General features: G+C 71.4%; 16 protein-coding genes. 9 read left to right on the top strand and 7 right to left on the bottom strand.

The annotated features are described in order from the left end of the window. Positions 1-58: 58 nt before the first annotated feature. On the bottom strand, positions 59-1,399 hold the full coding sequence (gene glp / locus ACFYNU_RS08370) for a gephyrin-like molybdotransferase Glp (RefSeq protein ID WP_356584235.1): 1,341 nt from the start codon (positions 1,397-1,399) through the stop codon (positions 59-61). Positions 1,400-1,403: 4 nt separating this feature from the next. Further along, the gene (gene galU / locus ACFYNU_RS08365) at positions 1,404-2,306 is read right to left on the bottom strand and encodes a UTP--glucose-1-phosphate uridylyltransferase GalU (RefSeq protein ID WP_356584233.1); all 903 of its coding nucleotides are present in this window, start codon (positions 2,304-2,306) and stop codon (positions 1,404-1,406) included. Between the two features lie 105 nt (positions 2,307-2,411). Between galU and ACFYNU_RS08360 the strand changes: the two genes are divergently transcribed. Further along, complete coding sequence (locus ACFYNU_RS08360; protein WP_356584231.1) at positions 2,412-2,996, top strand: 5-formyltetrahydrofolate cyclo-ligase; 585 nt, start codon at positions 2,412-2,414, stop codon at positions 2,994-2,996. 42 nt (positions 2,997-3,038) lie between these two features. Here the strand turns inward: ACFYNU_RS08360 and ACFYNU_RS08355 are convergent, their stop codons facing one another. Further along, positions 3,039-5,867: a penicillin acylase family protein gene (locus ACFYNU_RS08355; RefSeq protein WP_356584229.1), complete on the bottom strand. Its 2,829-nt coding sequence runs from the start codon at positions 5,865-5,867 to the stop codon at positions 3,039-3,041. A 269-nt stretch (positions 5,868-6,136) separates the two neighbouring features. Between ACFYNU_RS08355 and ACFYNU_RS08350 the strand changes: the two genes are divergently transcribed. From ACFYNU_RS08350 to ACFYNU_RS08325, 6 genes are all read left to right on the top strand, one after another. Continuing rightward, on the top strand, positions 6,137-7,753 hold the full coding sequence (locus ACFYNU_RS08350) for a potassium/proton antiporter (protein WP_388765705.1): 1,617 nt from the start codon (positions 6,137-6,139) through the stop codon (positions 7,751-7,753). 379 nt (positions 7,754-8,132) lie between these two features. Then, positions 8,133-9,464 (top strand): MFS transporter, encoded by a 1,332-nt coding sequence (locus ACFYNU_RS08345; RefSeq protein ID WP_388765703.1) that lies wholly within the window; start codon positions 8,133-8,135, stop codon positions 9,462-9,464. Positions 9,465-9,530: 66 nt separating this feature from the next. Continuing rightward, entirely contained in the window at positions 9,531-9,947 is a 417-nt protein-coding gene (locus ACFYNU_RS08340; RefSeq protein ID WP_356584225.1) for an FmdB family zinc ribbon protein, read from the top strand. A 99-nt stretch (positions 9,948-10,046) separates the two neighbouring features. After that, positions 10,047-10,907, top strand: a complete 861-nt coding sequence (locus ACFYNU_RS08335; RefSeq protein WP_356584223.1) for an S-methyl-5'-thioadenosine phosphorylase — start codon at positions 10,047-10,049, stop codon at positions 10,905-10,907. A 344-nt stretch (positions 10,908-11,251) separates the two neighbouring features. Next, positions 11,252-11,794, top strand: a complete 543-nt coding sequence (locus ACFYNU_RS08330; protein ID WP_356584221.1) for a hypothetical protein — start codon at positions 11,252-11,254, stop codon at positions 11,792-11,794. Positions 11,795-11,959: 165 nt separating this feature from the next. Continuing rightward, positions 11,960-12,439, top strand: coding sequence for an MscL family protein (locus tag ACFYNU_RS08325; protein WP_356584219.1), 480 nt, complete (start codon positions 11,960-11,962; stop codon positions 12,437-12,439). 64 nt (positions 12,440-12,503) lie between these two features. On the opposite strand, the gene ACFYNU_RS08320 is transcribed toward ACFYNU_RS08325, so the two are convergent. Then, entirely contained in the window at positions 12,504-12,746 is a 243-nt protein-coding gene (locus ACFYNU_RS08320; RefSeq protein ID WP_356584217.1) for a hypothetical protein, read from the bottom strand. Between the two features lie 81 nt (positions 12,747-12,827). On the opposite strand from ACFYNU_RS08320, the gene ACFYNU_RS08315 reads away from it, so the two are divergent. Next, positions 12,828-13,859 carry a P1 family peptidase gene (locus ACFYNU_RS08315; protein ID WP_356584215.1) on the top strand — a complete coding sequence of 344 codons (1,032 nt, stop codon included), beginning with the start codon at positions 12,828-12,830 and terminating at the stop codon, positions 13,857-13,859. Positions 13,860-14,005: 146 nt separating this feature from the next. Then, positions 14,006-14,839, top strand: a complete 834-nt coding sequence (locus ACFYNU_RS08310) for a DUF6227 family protein (RefSeq protein ID WP_356584213.1) — start codon at positions 14,006-14,008, stop codon at positions 14,837-14,839. Positions 14,840-14,881: 42 nt separating this feature from the next. Here ACFYNU_RS08310 and ACFYNU_RS08305 read toward each other — a convergent pair whose 3' ends face one another. The 3 genes from ACFYNU_RS08305 to ACFYNU_RS08295 are packed head-to-tail and all read right to left on the bottom strand — an operon-like array spanning position 14,882 to position 18,639. Continuing rightward, positions 14,882-16,867: a fructose-specific PTS transporter subunit EIIC gene (locus ACFYNU_RS08305; RefSeq protein WP_356584211.1), complete on the bottom strand. Its 1,986-nt coding sequence runs from the start codon at positions 16,865-16,867 to the stop codon at positions 14,882-14,884. A gap of 46 nt (positions 16,868-16,913) precedes the next feature. Continuing rightward, positions 16,914-17,885: a 1-phosphofructokinase gene (pfkB, locus tag ACFYNU_RS08300; protein ID WP_356584209.1), complete on the bottom strand. Its 972-nt coding sequence runs from the start codon at positions 17,883-17,885 to the stop codon at positions 16,914-16,916. Further along, entirely contained in the window at positions 17,878-18,639 is a 762-nt protein-coding gene (locus ACFYNU_RS08295) for a DeoR/GlpR family DNA-binding transcription regulator (protein WP_356584207.1), read from the bottom strand. The genes pfkB and ACFYNU_RS08295 overlap by 8 nt, the downstream gene beginning before the upstream one ends. Positions 18,640-18,895: the final 256 nt, after the last annotated feature.

Below are 18,895 nucleotides of genomic sequence, written 5' to 3'. Positions count from 1 at the left end.
CCGGTCCGGGCCCGGCGGGGCCTGTTAGGCAGGACACGCTACCGCCACCCGGCGGGCGTCAGCCGAGCAGCACCACGTCGACCTCGCTTCCGGGCTCCACCGAGGTGGTGTCCTCGGGGACCACGATCAGCGCGTCGGCGTGCGCGAGGGCGGCGACGAGATGGGATCCGGCGCCGCCGACGGGGGCGGCGGAGCCCGTCTCGGCGTCGTACGTGCCCCGCAGGAACTGGCGCCGGCCGGCCGGGGACGTCAGCGCCTTGTCGGCCGCGAGGATCGCGCGGACCGTCGGGCGGTGGACGTCCTGGCGGCCCATCAGCGCGCGGATCGCGGGGCGTACGAACAACTCGAAGGAAACGTACGACGAGACGGGATTGCCGGGGAGGGCGAGCAGCGGGGTGTGGTCGGGGCCGATGGAGCCGAAGCCCTGGGGCTTGCCCGGCTGCATCGCGAGCGTACGGAAGTCGATGCCGCTGCCCGGCTCGTCCTCGTCTCCTACGGAGGACAGCGCCTCCTTGACCACGTCGTACGCCCCGACGCTGACGCCGCCGGTCGTCACGATCACATCCGCGCGGATCAACTGGTCCTCGATGGCGGCGCGCAGGACCTCCGCGTCGTCGGTGACCGCGCCGACCCGGTAGGCGATGGCGCCCGCGTCGCGGGCGGCGGCGGTGAGCGCGAAGCTGTTCGAGTCGTAGATCTGGCCCTGGCCCAACGGCTCGCCCGGCTGGACCAGTTCACTGCCGGTCGACAGGACGACCACGCGTGGGCGCGGGTGGACCCGGACCGTGGCGCGGCCGATGGCCGACAGCAGGCCGATCTGCGGCGGGCCCAGGATCGTCCCGGCCTCCAGGGCGAGATCCCCGGCCTGGACGTCGCTGCCGCGCGCGCGGACGTGGGCGCGGGGCTCGACGGGGCGGTACACCCTGACCTCGCCGCTCGCGCCCTCGGGCGCGGAGCCCGCCGGCCGCATGGAGGTGGCGGCTCCGCCGCCCGTACCGCCGTCGGTCCATTCGACGGGGACGACGGCCTCGGCGCCCGGCGGGAGCGGCGCCCCCGTCATGATCCGGGCGGCCTGGCCGGGGCCGACGCGGGGCAGCGAGTCGCCGCCGGCCGCGACGTCGCCGATGACGGTCAGGACGGCGGGGAACTCCTCGTCGGCGCCCGACACGTCGGCCGTACGGACCGCGTAACCGTCCATGGAGCTGTTGTCGAACGGCGGCAGGGCCACCGGCACCGTGACGTCCTCGACGAGGACGCAGCCCTGGGCGTCGGGCAGTTGCAGCTCGATCGGGTCGAGCGCGCGGACCGTGGCGAGGATGTCCGCCAGGTGCTCGTCCACCGTCCAGAGCCGTCCTTGGCCCGCGACGGACGTCGGTGCCGGTGTGGCCGTACCGCTCAAGGTGCTACATCTCCTCGTTGACGTAACTGCGCAGCCAGGCCCGGAAGTCCGGTCCCAGGTCCTCACGTTCGCACGCGAGTCTGACAATGGCACGCAGATAGTCGCCGCGGTCACCCGTGTCATAGCGGCGTCCCTTGAAGACGACTCCGTGGACCGGGCCGCCGACCTTCTCGTCCGCGGACAGCTGCTGGAGCGCGTCGGTGAGCTGGATCTCACCCCCGCGGCCGGGCTCGGTCTGGCGCAGTATCTCGAAGACCGCGGGGTCGAGCACGTAGCGGCCGATGATGGCGTAGTTGCTGGGCGCGTCCGCCCGGTCGGGCTTCTCGACCAGGTCGTGCACCTTGACCACGTCGCTGTAGGCGGTGGGCTCGACGGCGGCGCATCCGTACAGATGGATCTGGTCGGGCTCGACCTCCATCAGCGCGATGACGCTGCCGCCCTCGCTCTCCTGGATCTCGACCATGCGGGACAGCAGCGGGTCGCGCGGGTCGATCAGGTCGTCGCCGAGGAGGACCGCGAAGGGCTGGTCGCCGACGTGCGGGGCGGCGCACAGGACGGCGTGGCCGAGGCCCTTGGGGTCGCCCTGGCGGACGTAGTGCATCGTCGCCAGGTCGCTGGACTCCTGGACCTTGGCGAGACGTTCGGTGTCTCCCTTGCGGGAGAGCGCCTCCTCCAGCTCGTAATTGCGGTCGAAGTGGTCTTCCAGGGGACGCTTGTTGCGTCCGGTGACCATGAGAACGTCGGAGAGCCCTGCCATCACGGCTTCCTCGACCACGTACTGGATCGCGGGCTTGTCGACGACCGGCAGCATCTCCTTGGGAGTGGCCTTGGTGACAGGCAGGAAACGTGTGCCGAGGCCGGCGGCGGGGATGACAGCCTTGCTGATCCTGGGGGGCGACTGAGTCATGGTGAGAACCATATCCGCCACGGATGAGGGGAAGATGTGGCTCCGGTTAACTTTCCCTCCATACATACGCATACGAGAGATTTGCGAAGCCCAGTGAATTACGACATGTCAGGAAAGGCCGCTCGTCGGCGGGAACTCCTTGCCGCGCGGCGCCTGCTGTCCGAGAAGGACGCGCGGAACGCCTCCGCGGTTCTCGCGCGGCGGGCACTGGAGCTGCCCGAGATCGCGGACGCCGGGACCGTCGCCGCGTACGTCTCCGTAGGACGCGAGCCCGGCACGCGGGCACTGCTCGACGCGCTGCGGGAGCGGGGGGTGCGGGTCCTCCTGCCGGTGCTGTTGCCGGACAACGACCTGGACTGGGCGGCGTACGAGGGGGCGGAGCGGCTGGTGCCCGCGGGGCGCGGGCTGCTGGAGCCGGACGGCGCGCGGCTGGGCGTGGACGCGGTGCTCCAGGCGCGGGTGGTGCTGCTTCCCGGGCTCGCCGTGGACGGGCGCGGGATGCGGCTGGGGCGGGGCGGGGGGTCGTACGACCGGGTACTGGGCCGGCTGGAGCGGGCGGGCGCGGGGGCCGCGCTCGCGGTGCTGCTGTACGACCACGAGGTGGTCGAGCGGGTCCCGGAGGAACCGCACGACCGCCCCGTGCACGTGGTGGTGACTCCGGGCGGGACCAAGCGCTTCGAGAGCCTGTGAGCCCCCGCCGCGGGCCTCACGGCCCCGCGGCGGGTGCTCCGCCTACGGCGCGAGCGTCAGGGTGTCCCCCGTGTTCTCCTCCACGGCCCTGCTGCTGAACGGCCAGTCGAGCAGCTCGCCCTTGGCCCATTTCTCCGTCTGATCGGTGTAGTTCGGGCTGTACGCGTGCCCCGAGGCGCCCGTCAGATTGATCCAGCGGGACTTGTCCCAGTCGTCGACGTTGATCACCATCCGCATCGACGGCACCCACATGACCTCGTAGCCGCCGGCCGCGTTCCAGCCGGTGGCGTTGACCGTGGCCTCGCCGCCGCCCAGGTTCCACGGGCCGCGGTTGAGCAGGGTCTGCACGATGCCGGGACCCTCCGTACCGAGGGTCTGGTTCTTGAGGTTCAGCTGGTGCAGCCGGCCCCAGCTCCAGCTGGAGACGTCCTTGCCCAGCTCGGCGGTCAACTCCCAGCGCGCGTCCGTGAGGGCGCGCAGCAGGAGTTGGTCACGGGTCTTGGCGGCGCCCTGGAGACGGGTCTTCGGCGCCTGCCACCACTCGTTGTCCTCGTCCTTGAGGATCTTGCGGGTGATCTCGAACCAGCGGTCCCCGCCGTCGGGCTGCGCCGAGTCGGCGGAGCGCTTGCCGCACTCCCGTACCAGCTCTTCGAGGTCGTCGGCCGGGCCCGTGCTGTCGGCGGGGCGCACGTTGAGGCACTCCCCCTCGACGCGCATCTCCTTGGGAAGCTTGTTCCCGAAGGCGAGTTTGAGGACGTTGCGCCAGACCGCGTTGAAGTACGCCGCCGCCGCCGAGTCCGGCTCCTGGGAGCCGTCCCAGCCTTCGAGGAGCTTCTGGGCCTCCCGGATGGAGGGGTCCGAGACGTCGACCTTCAGCAGGTACGGCATGAGCAGCGTGGCGATCTCGCTGCGGTTGTCGGTCTGCATCGTGCGCATGTCGTCGGTGGAGATCTTGCCGCCGTCCTTGATCTTCGACTTGATGAGGTCGTTGATCCGCTGGCTGCGGGCGCCGTACCCCCAGTCCTCGGTCAGCGGGTACGGGTAGTCGGCCTTGTCGATCACGGCCTGGTTGGCGGTGACGATGTAGCCGCGTTCCGGGTTCTCCTCGTAAGGAAGCTCGTCGAAGGGGATGTAGCTCTCCCAGCGGTACTTCGGGTCCCAGCCGGGGGCCGGCATCGAGCCGTCGCCCTCGGCGCGGATCGGGATCCGGCCGGGCGCCTGGTAGCCGATGGTGCCCTTCGCGTCCGCGTAGACGAGGTTCTGCGAGGGGACCTCGAAGTTCTCGGCCGCCTTGCGGAACTCCGGGAAGTTCTTGGCCTTGTTGAGCGCGAAGACCGCGTCCATGGACTTGCCGGGCTGGAGGGCGGTCCACTGGAGGGAGACCGCGTATCCCTCGCCGCGGTCGGGGGCCGCGTTGTTGACGGGGGCCTTGTCGCCGACCGTACGCAGCTCGCTGTCGCGGTCGGAGACCACGGGGCCGTGTCCGGTCTCGCGGACGGTGATGGTCTGGCTCTTGCCCCCGGCGACCTTGATCGTTTCCTTACGGGTCTTGAACTTCTTCTGTTCGTTTCCGTACTGGTAGGTGTCGCCGCTGACCTTCTCCAGATACAGGTCGGTCACGTCGGCGCCGAGGTTGGTCATGCCCCAGGCGATGTCCTCGTTGTGGCCGATGATGACGCCCGGCATACCGGCGAAAGTGTAACCGGCCACGTCGTACTGGCAGTCCTTGGTGGAGCTGCGGCAGTGCAGGCCCATCTGGTACCAGACGGAGGGCAGTTGGGGCGCCAGGTGCGGATCGTTGGCGAGCAGCGGCTTGCCGGTCGTCGTGTACTTGCCGGAGATGACCCACGAGTTGGAGCCGATGCCGCTGCCGCTGGGGCCGAGGAGGGCCGGGATCGCGTCGAGGGTGCCGGAGAGGGCGTCGAGCTGGGACTCCAGGCCCTCGACAGCGCCGCCGGGGTCGGTGCCGGTGCCGGTTCCTATGCCCGTACCGGCGCCTGTGCCGGTGCCGGTGCCGGTTCCTGTACCCGTACCCGTACCCGTACCTGTCCCGGTGCCCGTGCCCGTGCCCGTACCGTCGCCTGTCGCGTCGCCCGGTTCGGCCTCGGGGTCGAACTCCTCCGCGAGCGGGTCGACCGCGCCCTCGGTGACGATCGGCTGGTTCCTGTCGTACGGATACGACGGATACAGGTCCTTGATCTGCTTCTCGTCCATCCTGCTCGTGAGCAGTGAACGGTCGATCTCGTCCTGCATGTTGGAGCGCAGGTCCCACGCCATCGCCTTCAGCCAGGCGACCGAGTCGACGGGGGTCCACTTCGCGGGCTTGTAGTCGTTGACGAAGCCCAGCGCGGCGTACTCGACGGAGATGTCCTTGCCGTCGCGGCCCTTGAGGTAGTCGTTGACGCCCTCCGCGTACGACTGGAGGTTCTTCTTCGTCTCGTCGTCCAGCTTGTCGTCGTACTCCTCCTGGGCCACCTGCCGCCAGCCCAGCGTGCGCAGGAACTCGTCCGTCGCCACCTGCTCCTTGCCGAACATCTCGGAGAGCCGGCCGGAGGTCATGTGGCGCCGGACGTCCATCTCCCAGAAGCGGTCCTGCGCCTGGACGTAGCCCTGCGCGCGGAACAGGTCCCGGTCGGTGTTCGCGTAGATCTGCGGGACGCCGTAACTGTCGCGCTTGACCTCGACCTGGCCGTCGAGACCCGGCAGTTTGATCGTGCCGGTGGTCTGCGGGAGGGAGGCGCGCACGGTGCTCACACCCCAGTAGGCGCCGTAGCCAACGCCTGCTACCAGCGCCAACACCAGGACGATCACGACAAAGCGGGCGCGTCGCCCCTTCTTTTTGGTGGCGGGGGGCGTTGAGTTGGCGGGCATCGCTGTCCTTCGAGGGGCAGGGTGGTCCTGGAATGCTGGAGCAACCATAGGCGCAGCGCTTCACCCGTCCCGACGCGGTGTCACCACTACGACCCCGCGGACACCCGGACCGCGGCCCGACGGGACTCCTCGGACGATCACACAGGAAATCACGGGATCGATCGCACGAACGATCGATCGCGTCAAGAAAACGTTAAAGATTAGGTAAGGTAACGAAGTGCCGACTGCCGGAGAAACGATCCGGTGTGCGCGAGGGGAAGGATCGGCCGCTGACTGTCCACCAGCTCAATGAACTCCTGCTCATCTGCTCGCTCGTGCTGCTGATCGCCGTCGCCGCGGTACGGATCTCGTCCCGGAGCGGGCTGCCCAGCCTGCTGCTCTACCTCGGGATCGGCGTCGTCATAGGCCAGGACGGCATCTTCAACGTCAAGTTCGACAACGCCGAGCTGACGCAGGTGATCGGCTACGCCGCCCTGGTCGTGATCCTCGCCGAGGGCGGTCTCGCCGCCAAGTGGAAAGAGGCCAAGCCCGCGCTGCCGGCCGCCGTCGCGCTGTCGACCGTCGGTGTCGCCGTGAGCGTCGGCGTCACCGCGACCGCCGCGCACTATCTCGTCGGTCTGGACTGGCGGCAGGCGCTGATCATCGGCGCCGTCGTCTCCTCCACGGACGCCGCCGCCGTCTTCTCCGTACTGAGGAAGATTCCGCTGCCGTCGAGGGTGACGGGCGCGCTGGAGGCGGAGTCGGGCTTCAACGACGCCCCCGTGGTGATCATGGTCGTGGCGCTGTCGACCGTCGGACCGGTGGAGCACTGGTACGTACTGGTCGGCGAGATCCTTCTGGAGCTGGCCATCGGCGCCGCCATCGGGATCGCGGTCGGCTGGCTGGGCGCCTTCGGGCTCCGGCATGTGGCGCTGCCGGCCTCCGGTCTCTATCCGATCGCCGTGATGGCCATCGCCGTCGTCGCGTACGCGGCCGGGGCGATGGCCCACGGCAGCGGGTTCCTCGCGGTGTATCTGGCGTCCATGCTGCTGGGGAACTCCAAGCTGCCGCACGCGCCCGCCACCCGTGGTTTCGCGGAGGGGCTCGGCTGGCTGGCGCAGATCGGCATGTTCGTACTGCTGGGACTGCTGGTGACGCCGCACGAGCTGGGCGACGACTTCCTGCCGGCGGTCATAGTGGGTCTGGTGCTGACCGCCGTGGCGCGGCCCCTGTCCGTGCTGGTCAGCCTCGCGCCGTTCCGTATCCCCTGGCAGGAGAAGGCGCTGATGTCGTGGGCGGGGCTGCGTGGCGCCGTACCCATCGTCATGGCGACCATCCCGATGGTCTCGGGGATCGAGGGCAGCCACCGGATCTTCAACATCGTCTTCGTGCTGGTCGTCGTCTACACGCTCGTGCAGGGGCCGACGCTGCCCTGGGTCGCCAGGACCCTGCACCTCGGGGATCCCTCGGAGGCGGCCGACCTGGGGGTCGAGTCGGCGCCGCTGGAGCGGCTGCGCGGTCATCTGCTCTCCGTGGCCATCCCGGACCGGTCGAAGATGCACGGCGTGGAGGTCGGCGAGCTGCGGCTGCCGCCCGGGTCGGCGGTCACGCTGGTCGTACGGGAGGACAAGAGCTTCGTGCCGGGGCCGTCCACCGTGCTGCGGCGGGGGGACGAACTGCTGGTCGTCGCGACCGATCCGGTACGGGACGCGGCCGAGCGGCGGCTGCGCGCCGTCGGGCAGGGCGGAAAGCTGGCCGACTGGCTGGGGACGAGTGGGACGAGTGGGAGCGGAAGCGGAAGCGGGAACGGGACGAGCGCGGCGAACGGTGCGGGGGGCGGCGGTGGGCCGGGCAGGATCAGGAAGCCGGGCAGCGGGGTCGGCGGGATCGGGCGGGGGCCCGGCTGAGTGGCTGTCGGCCGGGTGCGACTGTCGGCGGCCGAGTGGCTGCTGGCGGGGTGCGGCTGAGGAATCGAAGGCCGCGCCGCCCGGAGGCGTCAATCACAGGTGCGGGCCGGGATCTTCCTGGTATTTCCCGGGTACGATGAGGCCTGTGCCTGTCGCGTCGAAGTGGCGTGGCGCACCGACTTGATCGACCAACTCTGCCTGACGCAGAGCTGGCGCGACCGTATGGCGGCCGTGGTGTCCCCTTCAGTGGACCCGGGTATCTACCGCAGTTCCGCGCAAGAGGACAGCTCTCGGCAGCCCCCGCACGTCCGGGGCGCCACCAGGCGGCAGAAAGGCAAGGACCGTGTCCGACACGGTCGACACCACCGCCGGCGCCTCCGTGGGAACGGCTCCGCCGCGCCGTCCGGGGTACGGGCAGTTGCTGCGTACACCCGGCGCCTGGACGTTCCTGCTTCCCGGCTTCGCCGCGCGGCAGCCCTTCGCGATGCTGACGATCGGCATCGTCCTGCTCGTCGAGCACACCTCCGGTTCGTACGGCAGCGCGGGCATCGTCGCCGCCGTCACCGGTGTCTCCATGGCGCTCTTCGCGCCGCAGAACGGCAAGCTCGCCGACCGGTTCGGGCAGCGGGCGGTGCTGGTGCCCGGCGTGCTGCTGCACGCGGCGTCCGTGACCGCGCTGATCGTGCTCGCGCTGGCGGGCGCGCCCCTGTGGGCGCTGTTCGTCGCCGCCGTACCGACAGGCGCCTCGATCCCCCAGGTGGGGCCGATGGTGCGGGCCCGCTGGGCGGCCGTGCTCGGCGGCTCCGAGGAGCGCGCGCGGCTGCTGCCGACGGCCGCCGCCTTCGAGTCCGTCACGGACGAGTTCACGTTCGTCATCGGGCCTGTCCTCGCGACCGCGCTGTGCACCGGCGTGCATCCGGCGGCCGGTCTGGTCGCCGAGGGGGCGCTGACGCTGGCGGGCGGGCTGCTGTTCGCCGCGCAGCGCCGTACGCAGCCGAAGTTGCCGCAGCGGCGCGAAACGGCCGGTTCGGGCTCTGGTGCGGCCGGTTCGGGCGCGGTGGGGGCTGGTGCGGGCTTCGGGGGCGCGCGCGTTTCGGCGCTGTCCGTGCCCGGCGTGCGCGTACTGGCCGTGGTCTTCCTCGGTATCGGCTCGGTCTTCGGCGGTATGCAGGTCTCGCTCACGGCGTTCGCCGAGGAGATCGGCAACCCCGGTGTGAACGGTCTTCTGTACGGAGTCTTCGCCGCCGGCAACATGCTCGCCGGTATCGCCTGCGGTGCCATCGCCTGGAAGTCCGGCCCCCGCCGCCGCCTGATCAGCGGCTACGTCGGTCTGACGCTGGCCGCCTCCGGGCTGTGGGCCGTGCACTCGGTGCCGCTGCTCGCCGGGCTCGGCCTGCTGGTCGGGCTCTGCATCGCGCCCGCGCTGATCAGTGGCTACACCCTGATCGAGGCGCTGGTCCCGGCCGGGGCGCGTACGGAGGCCTTCACCTGGCTGACGGGCGCGGTCGCCCTGGGCCAGGCCGGGGCGGTCTCGGCGGCCGGTCAGCTGGCGGACGCGCACGGTGCGAGCGCCGGATTCGTGGTGCCACTGGTGGGTACGGCGCTGGCTCTGACCACGCTCCTCGTACTGCGTTCGCGGCTCACGCCGAAGGCGTCCGGGCTCGTCGCGGCGCGTGGAATGGGTCACCGCGTGCCGGTGGCAGTGGACTGATCCAGCGGAATACGTCACTATGGAGCGTCGTTAGCACTCATTGAGTGAGAGTGCCAGGAGGAACAAGTGCCGACCTATCAGTACCAGTGCACCGATTGTGGCGAGGGCCTTGAGGCGGTGCAGAAATTCACCGACGATTCCCTCACCGTGTGCCCCGCGTGCGACGGACGCCTGAAGAAGGTGTTCTCGGCGGTCGGCATCGTTTTCAAGGGCTCCGGTTTCTACCGGAACGACAGCCGAGGCGCGTCGACCAGCAGCACGCCGGCCAAGGCGGGCGCGTCGAACGGCTCGGGTGACTCGGGCGGTTCGGGCGACAAGTCGTCGTCCTCGGGCTCGTCCTCGTCGGACTCCAAGGCCGCGTCGACGTCCGCGTCCACGTCCGGCTCGTCGTCGAACGGCTCCTCGTCGGGCTCCGGTTCAGCCGGCTCGAAGTCGGGCGCGTCAAGCGGCAGCTCCGGCTCCAGCGGTCCAGCCGCCGCCTGATCCTCTGATACCTCCTCCGGGACCCCGCCGTTCGGTACGGCGGGGTCCTCGGCGTTCCCGTACGACGGGGCGGGGGCACGCCCGGCTAGGGTGATCGTCATGGCGACCAAGGCGAACGCAGAGGGCTCGGAGACCGCGGAGATCGGCGTCATCGGCGGCTCGGGCCTGTACTCATTCCTCGAAGACGTGACCGAGGTCACCGTCGACACCCCCTACGGGCCGCCCAGCGACTCGCTGTTCCTGGGCGATGTCGAAGGCAGGCGCGTCGCGTTCCTGCCGCGCCACGGGCGCGCGCACGACATCGCGCCGCACTGCATCAACTACCGCGCCAATCTGTGGGCGCTGCGGTCCGTCGGCGTGCGGCAGGTGCTCGGCCCGTGCGCGGTGGGCGGACTGCGGGAGGAGTTCGGCCCGGGGACCCTGCTCGTGCCGGACCAGTTGGTGGACCGTACGAAGGCGCGCACGCAGACGTTCTACGACGGTGTGCCGCTGCCGGGCGGCGGGGCGTCGAAGGTCGTCCACATCTCGCTCGCCGACCCGTACTGCCCCGAGGGGCGCCGGACGGCGCTCGCCGCGGCGCGTGGGCGTGACTGGGAGCCGGTGGACGGCGGGACGCTGGTCGTCGTCGAGGGACCGCGTTTCTCGACCCGTGCCGAATCGCGGTGGCACGCGTCGATGGGGTGGTCGGTGGTCGGGATGACGGGGCACCCCGAGGCCGTGCTCGCGCGTGAACTGGGGCTCTGCTACACGTCGTTGACGCTCGTGACCGACCTGGACGCGGGGGCCGAGACGGGTGAGGGGGTCTCGCACGAGGAGGTGCTGAAGGTCTTCGCCTCGAACGTCGACCGGCTGCGTACGGTGCTGTTCGACACCGTGGGCGGGCTCCAGGCCGGCGAGACGCGGGACTGTCTGTGCTCGCACGCGCTGGACGGCATCGATACGGGGCTTGAGCTGCCGTAAACGCCTGGGACGGGCCTCGTTCGGGTGAGCGAGATATCCACAGCCGGGTAGTTGTCCACAGGCTTCGGCGGGATCTCGGCCGGGCGTGGATCGTGAGGAGCGCCAGCAGAGATTCCTCACGGCAGGTGGTGGTTGCCATGTCCCGATCGTCTTCGCGTACGCCTCCGCGTACTTCCTCCCGTCCCTCTTCGCGTTTCCTTCCTCGTTCCCCATCCCCATTCTCGTCCTCGTCCTCGTCCTCGTCCTCGCCCTCATCCCCTTCCGCGCCTCGCTCCCCGGCCCGGTCCCTCGTCACCCGTCCCTCGGATCCTCCGTTCCTCCCGCCCGCGCGGGTGCCCGCGCCGGTGGTCGCCGCGCCCGCGCCGTGCGGGGTGCCGGCGTTCGATCCGCTGCGTGTGGGCGGCGGCGGGCAGCGGCTGCGCAGGGCGCTGCTGCGGAAGCGGCGCGCGTGCGCGGCCGGACTGGTCGTGACGGCGGTCGCGCTGGCGGCGGCGGGGGCGAGCGGGCCCGGTGACGCGGCCGGAGCGGAGGACCGCGCCGAGGCCGCGGCCCGCGCGGCGGCAGGCGGTGCGTCGGGGGCGGCTGCTCAACCGGGCGCCGCGAAGGAGCGGTTGGTGACGGCTCCGGTGCGGATCGCGGATGTGGCGACGGTCCGGCTGCTGCGCCCCGGCGACCGGGTCGATGTGATCGCCGCCGCCCACTCCCCCGGCGGCGAGGAGTCGGACGCCCGGGTGCTCGCCACGGGCGCGCGGGTGGAATCCGTCCCCCGGGCGCTGGAGAGCCCCGCTGACGGCGGTGCGCTGGTGCTGCTGACTGTCGCGCGTGATGTGGCTGCCGAGTTGGCGGGGGCGGGCACCAACTCCCGGCTGGCGGTGACGCTGTGCTGAGCCGGGCTGTGCCGGTCCGCACGTTCAGCCGTCGTACTGATGAGCAGACTGGTCACACGAAAGCATGGGCGGATTGGACAGCCGGGGCGCGAGTTGCCCATGGTGTCCAGGCGATTGGTGGTCCCGGTCGCCGTCCCCATGGCACATACGACGAAGGGCTCACTGGTGAGCGACAAGAAGGAGAGCGTGCTGGAGGGCTTCAAGGCCTTCCTGACGCGAGGCAACGTGATCGACCTCGCGGTCGCGGTGGTCATCGGCGCCGCGTTCACCAATGTGGTGAACTCCCTGGTGAAGGGCGTCATCAACCCGGTCGTCGGTGCGTTCGGCACCAAGGACCTGAATCACTACAGCTCGTGTCTCAAGGCCCCGTGCAAGACGAACGCCGCGGGCGAGGCCGTGTCGGGTATCCCGATCCTGTGGGGGTCGGTCCTCAGCGCGACGCTCAGCTTTCTGATCACCGCCGCCGTCGTGTACTTCCTGATGGTCCTGCCGATGGCGAAGTATCTGGCCAGGCGCGCCAGGCAACAGGCCGCCAAGGAGCAGGTGGAGGAGGTCCTGGAGGTCAGCGAGCTGGAGGTGCTGAAGGAGATCCGGGACGCGCTGGTGGCTCAGCGTCGTGGACCGGAGCAGAGCGGCACTCCCTGAGCCCGCTGGTCCGACGACCCGTCGCGCGACGGAGCCCGGCCGGTGCGGTCGGGCTCCGGGGGCGTCAGATGTGGTGGGGCGGCTTCTCGTCCAGGAAGCGGGCCAGGTCGGCCGCGCTGTCGCCGCTCGCGGTCGGCCGCTCTCCCCAGCCTGCGTCGGTGTCGTCGGAGGACTGCCGGTCCAGCGGGTCGTCGAAGACGAGCGGGGGCTTGGGCGGGCCCGGCTTCGGGGGTGCCGGCTTGGGCGGGGCCGGTCGCGGCGGTTCCGAGACGGTGTCATGCGGTCCGGGTGTGCGGGCGGTGCTCATACCTTCAGGGTACGGCGGTGGGCGTGGCGGACGCGGTGATCCGCCGTGGCGGGGCCGGGCTCCGTGGTACGCATGGGGTCCATGGCAACCAATGACGCATTGACGGATGTGGCGGGGATCCGGGTCGGCCACGCGCGGGTGGACGGAGACCGGGCGCTCAGCGGTACGACGGTCGTCCTGGCGCCGGAGGGCGGGGCGGTCGCCGCCGTGGACGTACGGGGCGGTGGCCCCGGCACCCGGGAGACCGACGCGCTGGATCCCCGCAATCTGGTGCAACGGGTCGAGGCGGTCGTGCTGACCGGCGGCAGCGCGTACGGGCTGGACTCCGCCGCCGGTGTGATGGCGTGGCTGGAGGAGCGGGGGCGGGGTGTGCGGGTCGGGCCCGACCCGGCCCAGGTGGTGCCCGTCGTGCCCGCCGCCTGCGTCTTCGACCTGGGGCGCGGCGGCGACTGGCGGGCCCGTCCCGACGCCGCCACGGGCCGCGCGGCGGTGGAGGCGGCGGCCCGTGCCGAATCGGGGGCGCCGTTCGCCGAGGGTGGCGTGGGCGCCGGGACCGGGGCCCTGGTGGGGCAGCTGAAGGGCGGGGTCGGTACGGCGAGCGTGCTGCTGCCGTCCGGGATCACCGTCGCGGCGCTGGTCGTCGCGAACGCGGCGGGCTCCGCGGTCGATCCGCTGACGGGTGTGCTGTACGGGCGGTACTTCCAGGGCCGTCCCCGCTTTCCGGAGGCCGGTGTGCACGAGGCGGCCCTCGCGCGTCTCGCCGCGTTGCGGGAGGGTGGCGGGCCGCCTCCGCTGAACACCACGCTCGCCGTCGTGGCGACCGACGCCGACCTCTCCAAGGCACAGGCGCAGAAGCTCGCGGGGACGGCGCACGACGGCATCGCGCGCGCCGTCCGTCCTGTACATCTGCTCAACGACGGCGACACGGTCTTCACGCTCGCCACCGGGGAACGCACGCTCGACCCGGCGGGTCCGCTGGCGCTCAACGAGTTGCTCGCGGCCGGCGCCGACGCCGTGACCAGGGCGATTGTGCGGGCGATGGTGGTGGCGGAGGGGGTCGAAGGACCGGGCGGTACGTTCCCCTCGTACCGCGATCTGTACGGGACGGACTGACCGACGGCGCAAGGGAGTTGAGGGGGGCTCGAAGGAACTTCTCGCGCGCCCCCAATCGTTTTACCGAACTTGGGACGCAATGTCAGTCCAAGGGGCTACGTTATGCAATCACCAAGTGACATGTGGCGACGGCCTGGAGACCCACCTTGAACGATCCGTATGAGACAAGCGAGACGCATCTGGAGCGTCTCCTGGGTCGGGCGCTCAACTCCTTCGATCTGCCCGACACCGTGATCGAGCGGCTCGACTCCGCTCTGGCACACGCCAGTTCATTGCGTTCCTCGCACCACAGTGCGGGACTGCATCGCGAGACATACCGGCACACCTACCTGCTTGCCGACAGCACCGCCCTCACCCTCTGGGAGCTGGTCCACAACACCGGGCGCGACGGCGCCGAACAGCACGAGCTCTACACCGACGAGTACGAGGTCCGCCTGGCCGCCTCCCGGCTGCGCCGTCCCTCGCCCGATCCCCTCGATCCTCTCGATCCCGGGGCCATCGATCCCACCGCCCCCGCCGACCCGCTCTTCGGGTCCCGTTTCGAGTCCGGCCTCGGCGTCAGTCTCGACCCGAGCTTCGAGTCCGACCTCGCGGCCGATCTCGACCTGCTCAGCGGCCTGCTGACAGCGCCACAGACACCGCTGCCCCGGATGTATCTGCCGGACAACTCCGCCGACCACGCGCGCCGTGTCCTGCGCCGCGCGGAGAACGTGGACCGGCCGGGCGAGGAGGTCGCGGGACCGCTGCGGGCCGCCTTCGCCCACCACATCACCCAGGTCTTCGGCAGACACGGCCATGTCGAGGGCAAGGACGCGGGGTTCACGCTCTACGAGCACGCGTTCCTGCTGCTCGACGGCACGGAGACAAGCCTGTGGGAGGTGGAGCACACGGCGACACCCGACGGCCGCCACATGTGCGAGGTGTACGCCGCGCAGAGCACCGCGCGCGAAGCGATGGAACTCCGCGCTCGGGTCAGATGACCGGGTGAGGGCGGCTGCCCGTACCGCTGCCCGTACTCACGCTCAGACGGTGGCCGGGACCTTGGGCGCGGTCCCGGGCTCCGTGGCGGGCGCGTCCGCCACGGCCTTGCCGTCGCCGCGCCCGCCCATGCCCTTCAGCAGGATGACAAGCGCGGCACTGACTCCCGTACCGGCCAGGATCGCGATCAGATAGAGCACCGGATTGCCGATCAGCGGGAGCACGAAGATCCCGCCGTGCGGGGCCCGCAGGGTGCACTCGAAGAGCATCGACAGCGCGCCCGTGACCGCGCCGCCCGCCATGGCCGACGGGATGACGCGCAGCGGGTCGGCCGCGGCGAACGGGATGGCGCCCTCGGTGATGAACGAGGAGCCGAGCACCCAGGCGGCCTTGCCGTTCTCGCGCTCGGTGCGGTTGAACAGGCCGCCCCGTACGACGGTGGCCAGCGCCATGGCGAGCGGCGGGACCATGCCGGCCGCCATCACGGCCGCCATCACCTTCAGGCTGCCGTCATTGGGGTTGGCGAGGCCGCCGACCGCGAAGGCGTAGGCGACCTTGTTGAGCGGCCCGCCCAGGTCGAAGCACATCATCAGCCCGAGGACGACGCCCAGGATGATCGCGTTGGCGCCGGAGAGTCCCGACAGCCAGTCCGTGAGGGCCTTCTGGAGCTCGGCGATCGGCTTGCCGACCACCAGGAACATCAGGAAACCGACGACGGCGGAGGAGATCAGCGGGATGACGACGACCGGCATGATGCCGCGCAGCGCGGCGGGCACCTTGACCCGCTGGATCGCCATGACGGTGCCACCGGCGATCAGACCGGCGGCGAGACCGCCGAGGAAGCCCGCGTTGATGGTGAGCGCGATGGAGCCGCCGACGAAGCCGGGGACCAGACCGGGGCGGTCGGCCATCCCGTACGCGATGTAGCCCGCCAGGACCGGGACCAGGAAGCTGAACGCGAGACCGCCGACCTGGAACAGCAGGGCCGCCCAGCTCGTGGAGTCCGTCCAGACGAAGTGCTCGGCGACGGAGGGCGCCTTGTCGACGGTGTAGCCGCCGATGGCGAAGCCGAGGGCGATCAGGAGTCCGCCCGCCGCGACGAACGGGACCATGTAACTGACGCCGGACATCAGCCACTTGCGCAGCTTGGTGCCGTATCCCTCGCCCGCGTCGCCCGCCTCGTCGACGGGTGAGCCGGTGCCGGCCGAGGCCGTGGTCTCGCCGCGGGCGGCCTTGTCGCGGACCTCGGCGATCAGTTCGGCGGGGCGGTTGATACCGGCCTTGACGCCGACGTCGACGGTGGGCTTGCCGGCGAAGCGTTCCTTCTCCCGTACCGGTACGTCGTGGGCGAAGATCACGCCGTCGGCGGCGGCGATGACGGCGGGGTCGAGCCGGGTGAATCCGGCGGAGCCCTGCGGTTCGACAGTGATCTCGACACCCTCGCCGGGGCCTGCCTGTTCGAGGGCCTCGGCGGCCATATAGGTGTGGGCGATGCCGGTGGGGCAGGAGGTGACGGCGACGATACGGAAGGGGGCGGGCGGGGGTTCTTCCGTGGCCGCGGCTTCCGGCTCCGGCGCCGCCGGGGGCGGTGTGTCGCCGCTGATCAGACGCGCGGTCGCCGCCGGGTCCGTCGCCGCGCGCAGCGCCGCCGTGAAGTCCGGGTCCATCAGCCGGCGGGCCAGGGCGGACAGGATCGTCAGATGCGCGTCGTCGGCGCCCGCCGGGGCCGCGATCAGGAAGATCAGGTCCGCCGGGCCGTCGGGCGCCCCGAAGTCGATGCCCTCGGCCGGGCGCCCGAAGGCCAGGGTCGGTTCGGTGACGTGCTCGCTGCGGCAGTGCGGGATGCCTATCCCGCTGTCGAGCCCCGTGGGCATCTGCGCCTCACGGGCGGCCACGTCGGCCAGGAAACCGTCCAGGTCGGTGACCCGGCCCAGGGCCACCATGCGTTCGGCCAGCGAGCGGGCCGCGGCTTCCTTCGTCTCTGCGGCCAGGTCGAGGTCGACCAGGTCCGCGGTGATCATGTCGCTCATCGCGGGCTCCTTCGGGAGGGACGGTTGGGGGACGTACGGCCAGGGGTCATGGGGCGGGCTCCGAGAGGGGACGGTCCAGGGGGATGTCGGCGGACACGGTGACCGCCCCCGGGTCGAGGTCGGCGGGCGACGGCATCACGCTGCCCGGCAGTTGGACGGCCGCCGCGCCGTGGGCGACCGCCGATGCCAGCGCCCGCGGACCGGTGCCGCCGGCCGCGAGGAAACCGGCGAGGGAGGCGTCGCCGGCACCGACGTTGCTGCGGACGGCCGCGACGGGGGCGTTCGCGAAGTGGGCGCCCGTGCCGGAGACCAGGAGCTGGCCGTCGGCGCCGAGGCTGGCGAGGACGGATCCTGCGCCGTACGTGAGCAGTTCCTCGGCCGCCTTCAGCGCGTCGCCGACGGTGGCCAGCGGGCGGCCGACGGCGGCTGCCAGTTCCTCGGCGTTGGGCTTCACCACGTCCGGGCGCTCCTTGAGCGCCGCCAGCAGTGAGGCGCCCGAGGTGTCGAGCGCGATGCGGGCGCCGGCGGCGTGGGCGCGTTCGACGAGTTGGGCGTACCAGCGGGGGTCGAGCCCGCGCGGCAGGCTGCCGCAGCAGGCGATCCAGTCGCCGGCCCCGCCCACGTCGTGCGCGCGGAGCGCGGACAGCAGCGCTTCGGACTCGACCGGGGTGAGTTCGGGGCCCGGCGCGTTGATCTTCGTCAGCGTGCCGTCGGGTTCGGCGAGGGCGATGTTGGAGCGGGTCGCGCCGGTGATGGGCACGGGGGCGACGTCGATGCCCTGGCCGGCGAGGAGTTGGGCGACGAGCGCGCCGGGGGCGCCGCCGAGCGGGAGCACGGCGACGGTACGGTGCCCGGCCGCCGCGACCGCCCGCGAGACGTTGACGCCCTTGCCGCCGGGGTCCATCCGCTCGACGGTGGCGCGCAGGACCTCGCCCCGGGCGAGGGCGGGTATCTCGTACGTACGGTCCAGGCTGGGGTTCGGGGTGACGGTGAGGATCGTGGGACCCGGACTAGACACTGAGCACCTCCGTGCCGGTCGCCTCGATCGCCGCGCGGGCGGCGGGGGGCAGCTCCTTGTCCGTGATCAGCAGATCGACGTCAGCCAGGCCGCCGAAGCGGGCGAAGTGCTGCTGGCCGTGCTTGGCCGAGTCCGCCAGCAGGACGACGCGGCGGGCCGCCGCGACCAGCGCGCGTTTGACGGCCGCCTCGGCGAGGTCGGGGGTGGTGAGGCCGCCGTCCGGCGAGAAGCCGTTGGTGCCGAGGAACAGGACGTCGGCGCGGATCTCGCCGTACGCGCGCAGGGCCCACGCGTCGACGGCGGCGCGCGTACGGTGCCGGACCCGGCCGCCGACCAGGTGGAGGTCGATGCCGGGGTGGTCGGCGAGGCGCGCGGCGACGGGCAACGCGTGGGTGACGACGGTGAGTTCGCTGCCCAGCGGGAGTTCGGCGGCGAGCCGTGCGACGGTCGAGCCCGCGTCGAGGATCACGCTGCCGGTCCGGGGCAGTTCGGCGAGCGCGGCGTGCGCGATGCGGTCCTTCTCGTCCGCGGCGGTGGACTCGCGTTCGGCGAGGTCGGGCTCGAAGTCGAGACGGCCGGCGGGGATGGCGCCGCCGTGCACGCGGCGTACGAGACCGGCGCGGTCGAGGGCCTTGAGGTCGCGGCGTACGGTCTCGGCGGTGACCTGGAACTCCTCGGCGAGCGACAGCACGTCGACGCGACCGCCCTCACGGGCGAGGCGCAGGATCTCTTGCTGCCGCTCCGGTGCGTACATGTGGGTTTACGTCCGTTCGATGCCCGAGTCTGTGGTTTCTGGGTCAGATTACGGGCGCGGGTCGTGGAAGTAAACATGTACGGGCAGGTCGGCCTGCTCAACGGGGTCGCGGGGTTCGCCTGCGGCGCGCTGGGTGGGTTGCGGTTGTCGGTTGACGGTCGGGGTGCGGGGTCTTCGGAGGGGGGTGTCCGGACGGCGTGACTTACGCCGCGTGCAACGCTCGTTGGACCCGACGACCCGGGTCGTTCACGCGACA

The organism is Streptomyces sp. NPDC006643 (assembly GCF_042870175.1).
GTDB lineage: Bacteria > Actinomycetota > Actinomycetes > Streptomycetales > Streptomycetaceae > Streptomyces.
The sequence above is the reverse complement of the archived record's forward strand: the minus strand, read 5'-3'. Positions and strand labels throughout refer to the sequence as shown.

What these genes read in the sequence shown, in the direction of transcription:
- galU (WP_356584233.1), bottom strand. Translation starts at nt 2,306, where the DNA reads ATGACTCAGTCGCCCCCCAGGATCAGCAAGGCTGTCATCCCCGCCGCC.
- ACFYNU_RS08360 (WP_356584231.1), top strand. Translation starts at nt 2,412, where the DNA reads ATGTCAGGAAAGGCCGCTCGTCGGCGGGAACTCCTTGCCGCGCGGCGC.
- ACFYNU_RS08355 (WP_356584229.1), bottom strand. Translation starts at nt 5,867, where the DNA reads ATGCCCGCCAACTCAACGCCCCCCGCCACCAAAAAGAAGGGGCGACGC.
- ACFYNU_RS08335 (WP_356584223.1), top strand. Translation starts at nt 10,047, where the DNA reads ATGGCGACCAAGGCGAACGCAGAGGGCTCGGAGACCGCGGAGATCGGC.
- ACFYNU_RS08320 (WP_356584217.1), bottom strand. Translation starts at nt 12,746, where the DNA reads ATGAGCACCGCCCGCACACCCGGACCGCATGACACCGTCTCGGAACCG.
- ACFYNU_RS08315 (WP_356584215.1), top strand. Translation starts at nt 12,828, where the DNA reads ATGGCAACCAATGACGCATTGACGGATGTGGCGGGGATCCGGGTCGGC.
- ACFYNU_RS08305 (WP_356584211.1), bottom strand. Translation starts at nt 16,867, where the DNA reads ATGAGCGACATGATCACCGCGGACCTGGTCGACCTCGACCTGGCCGCA.
- ACFYNU_RS08295 (WP_356584207.1), bottom strand. Translation starts at nt 18,639, where the DNA reads ATGTACGCACCGGAGCGGCAGCAAGAGATCCTGCGCCTCGCCCGTGAG.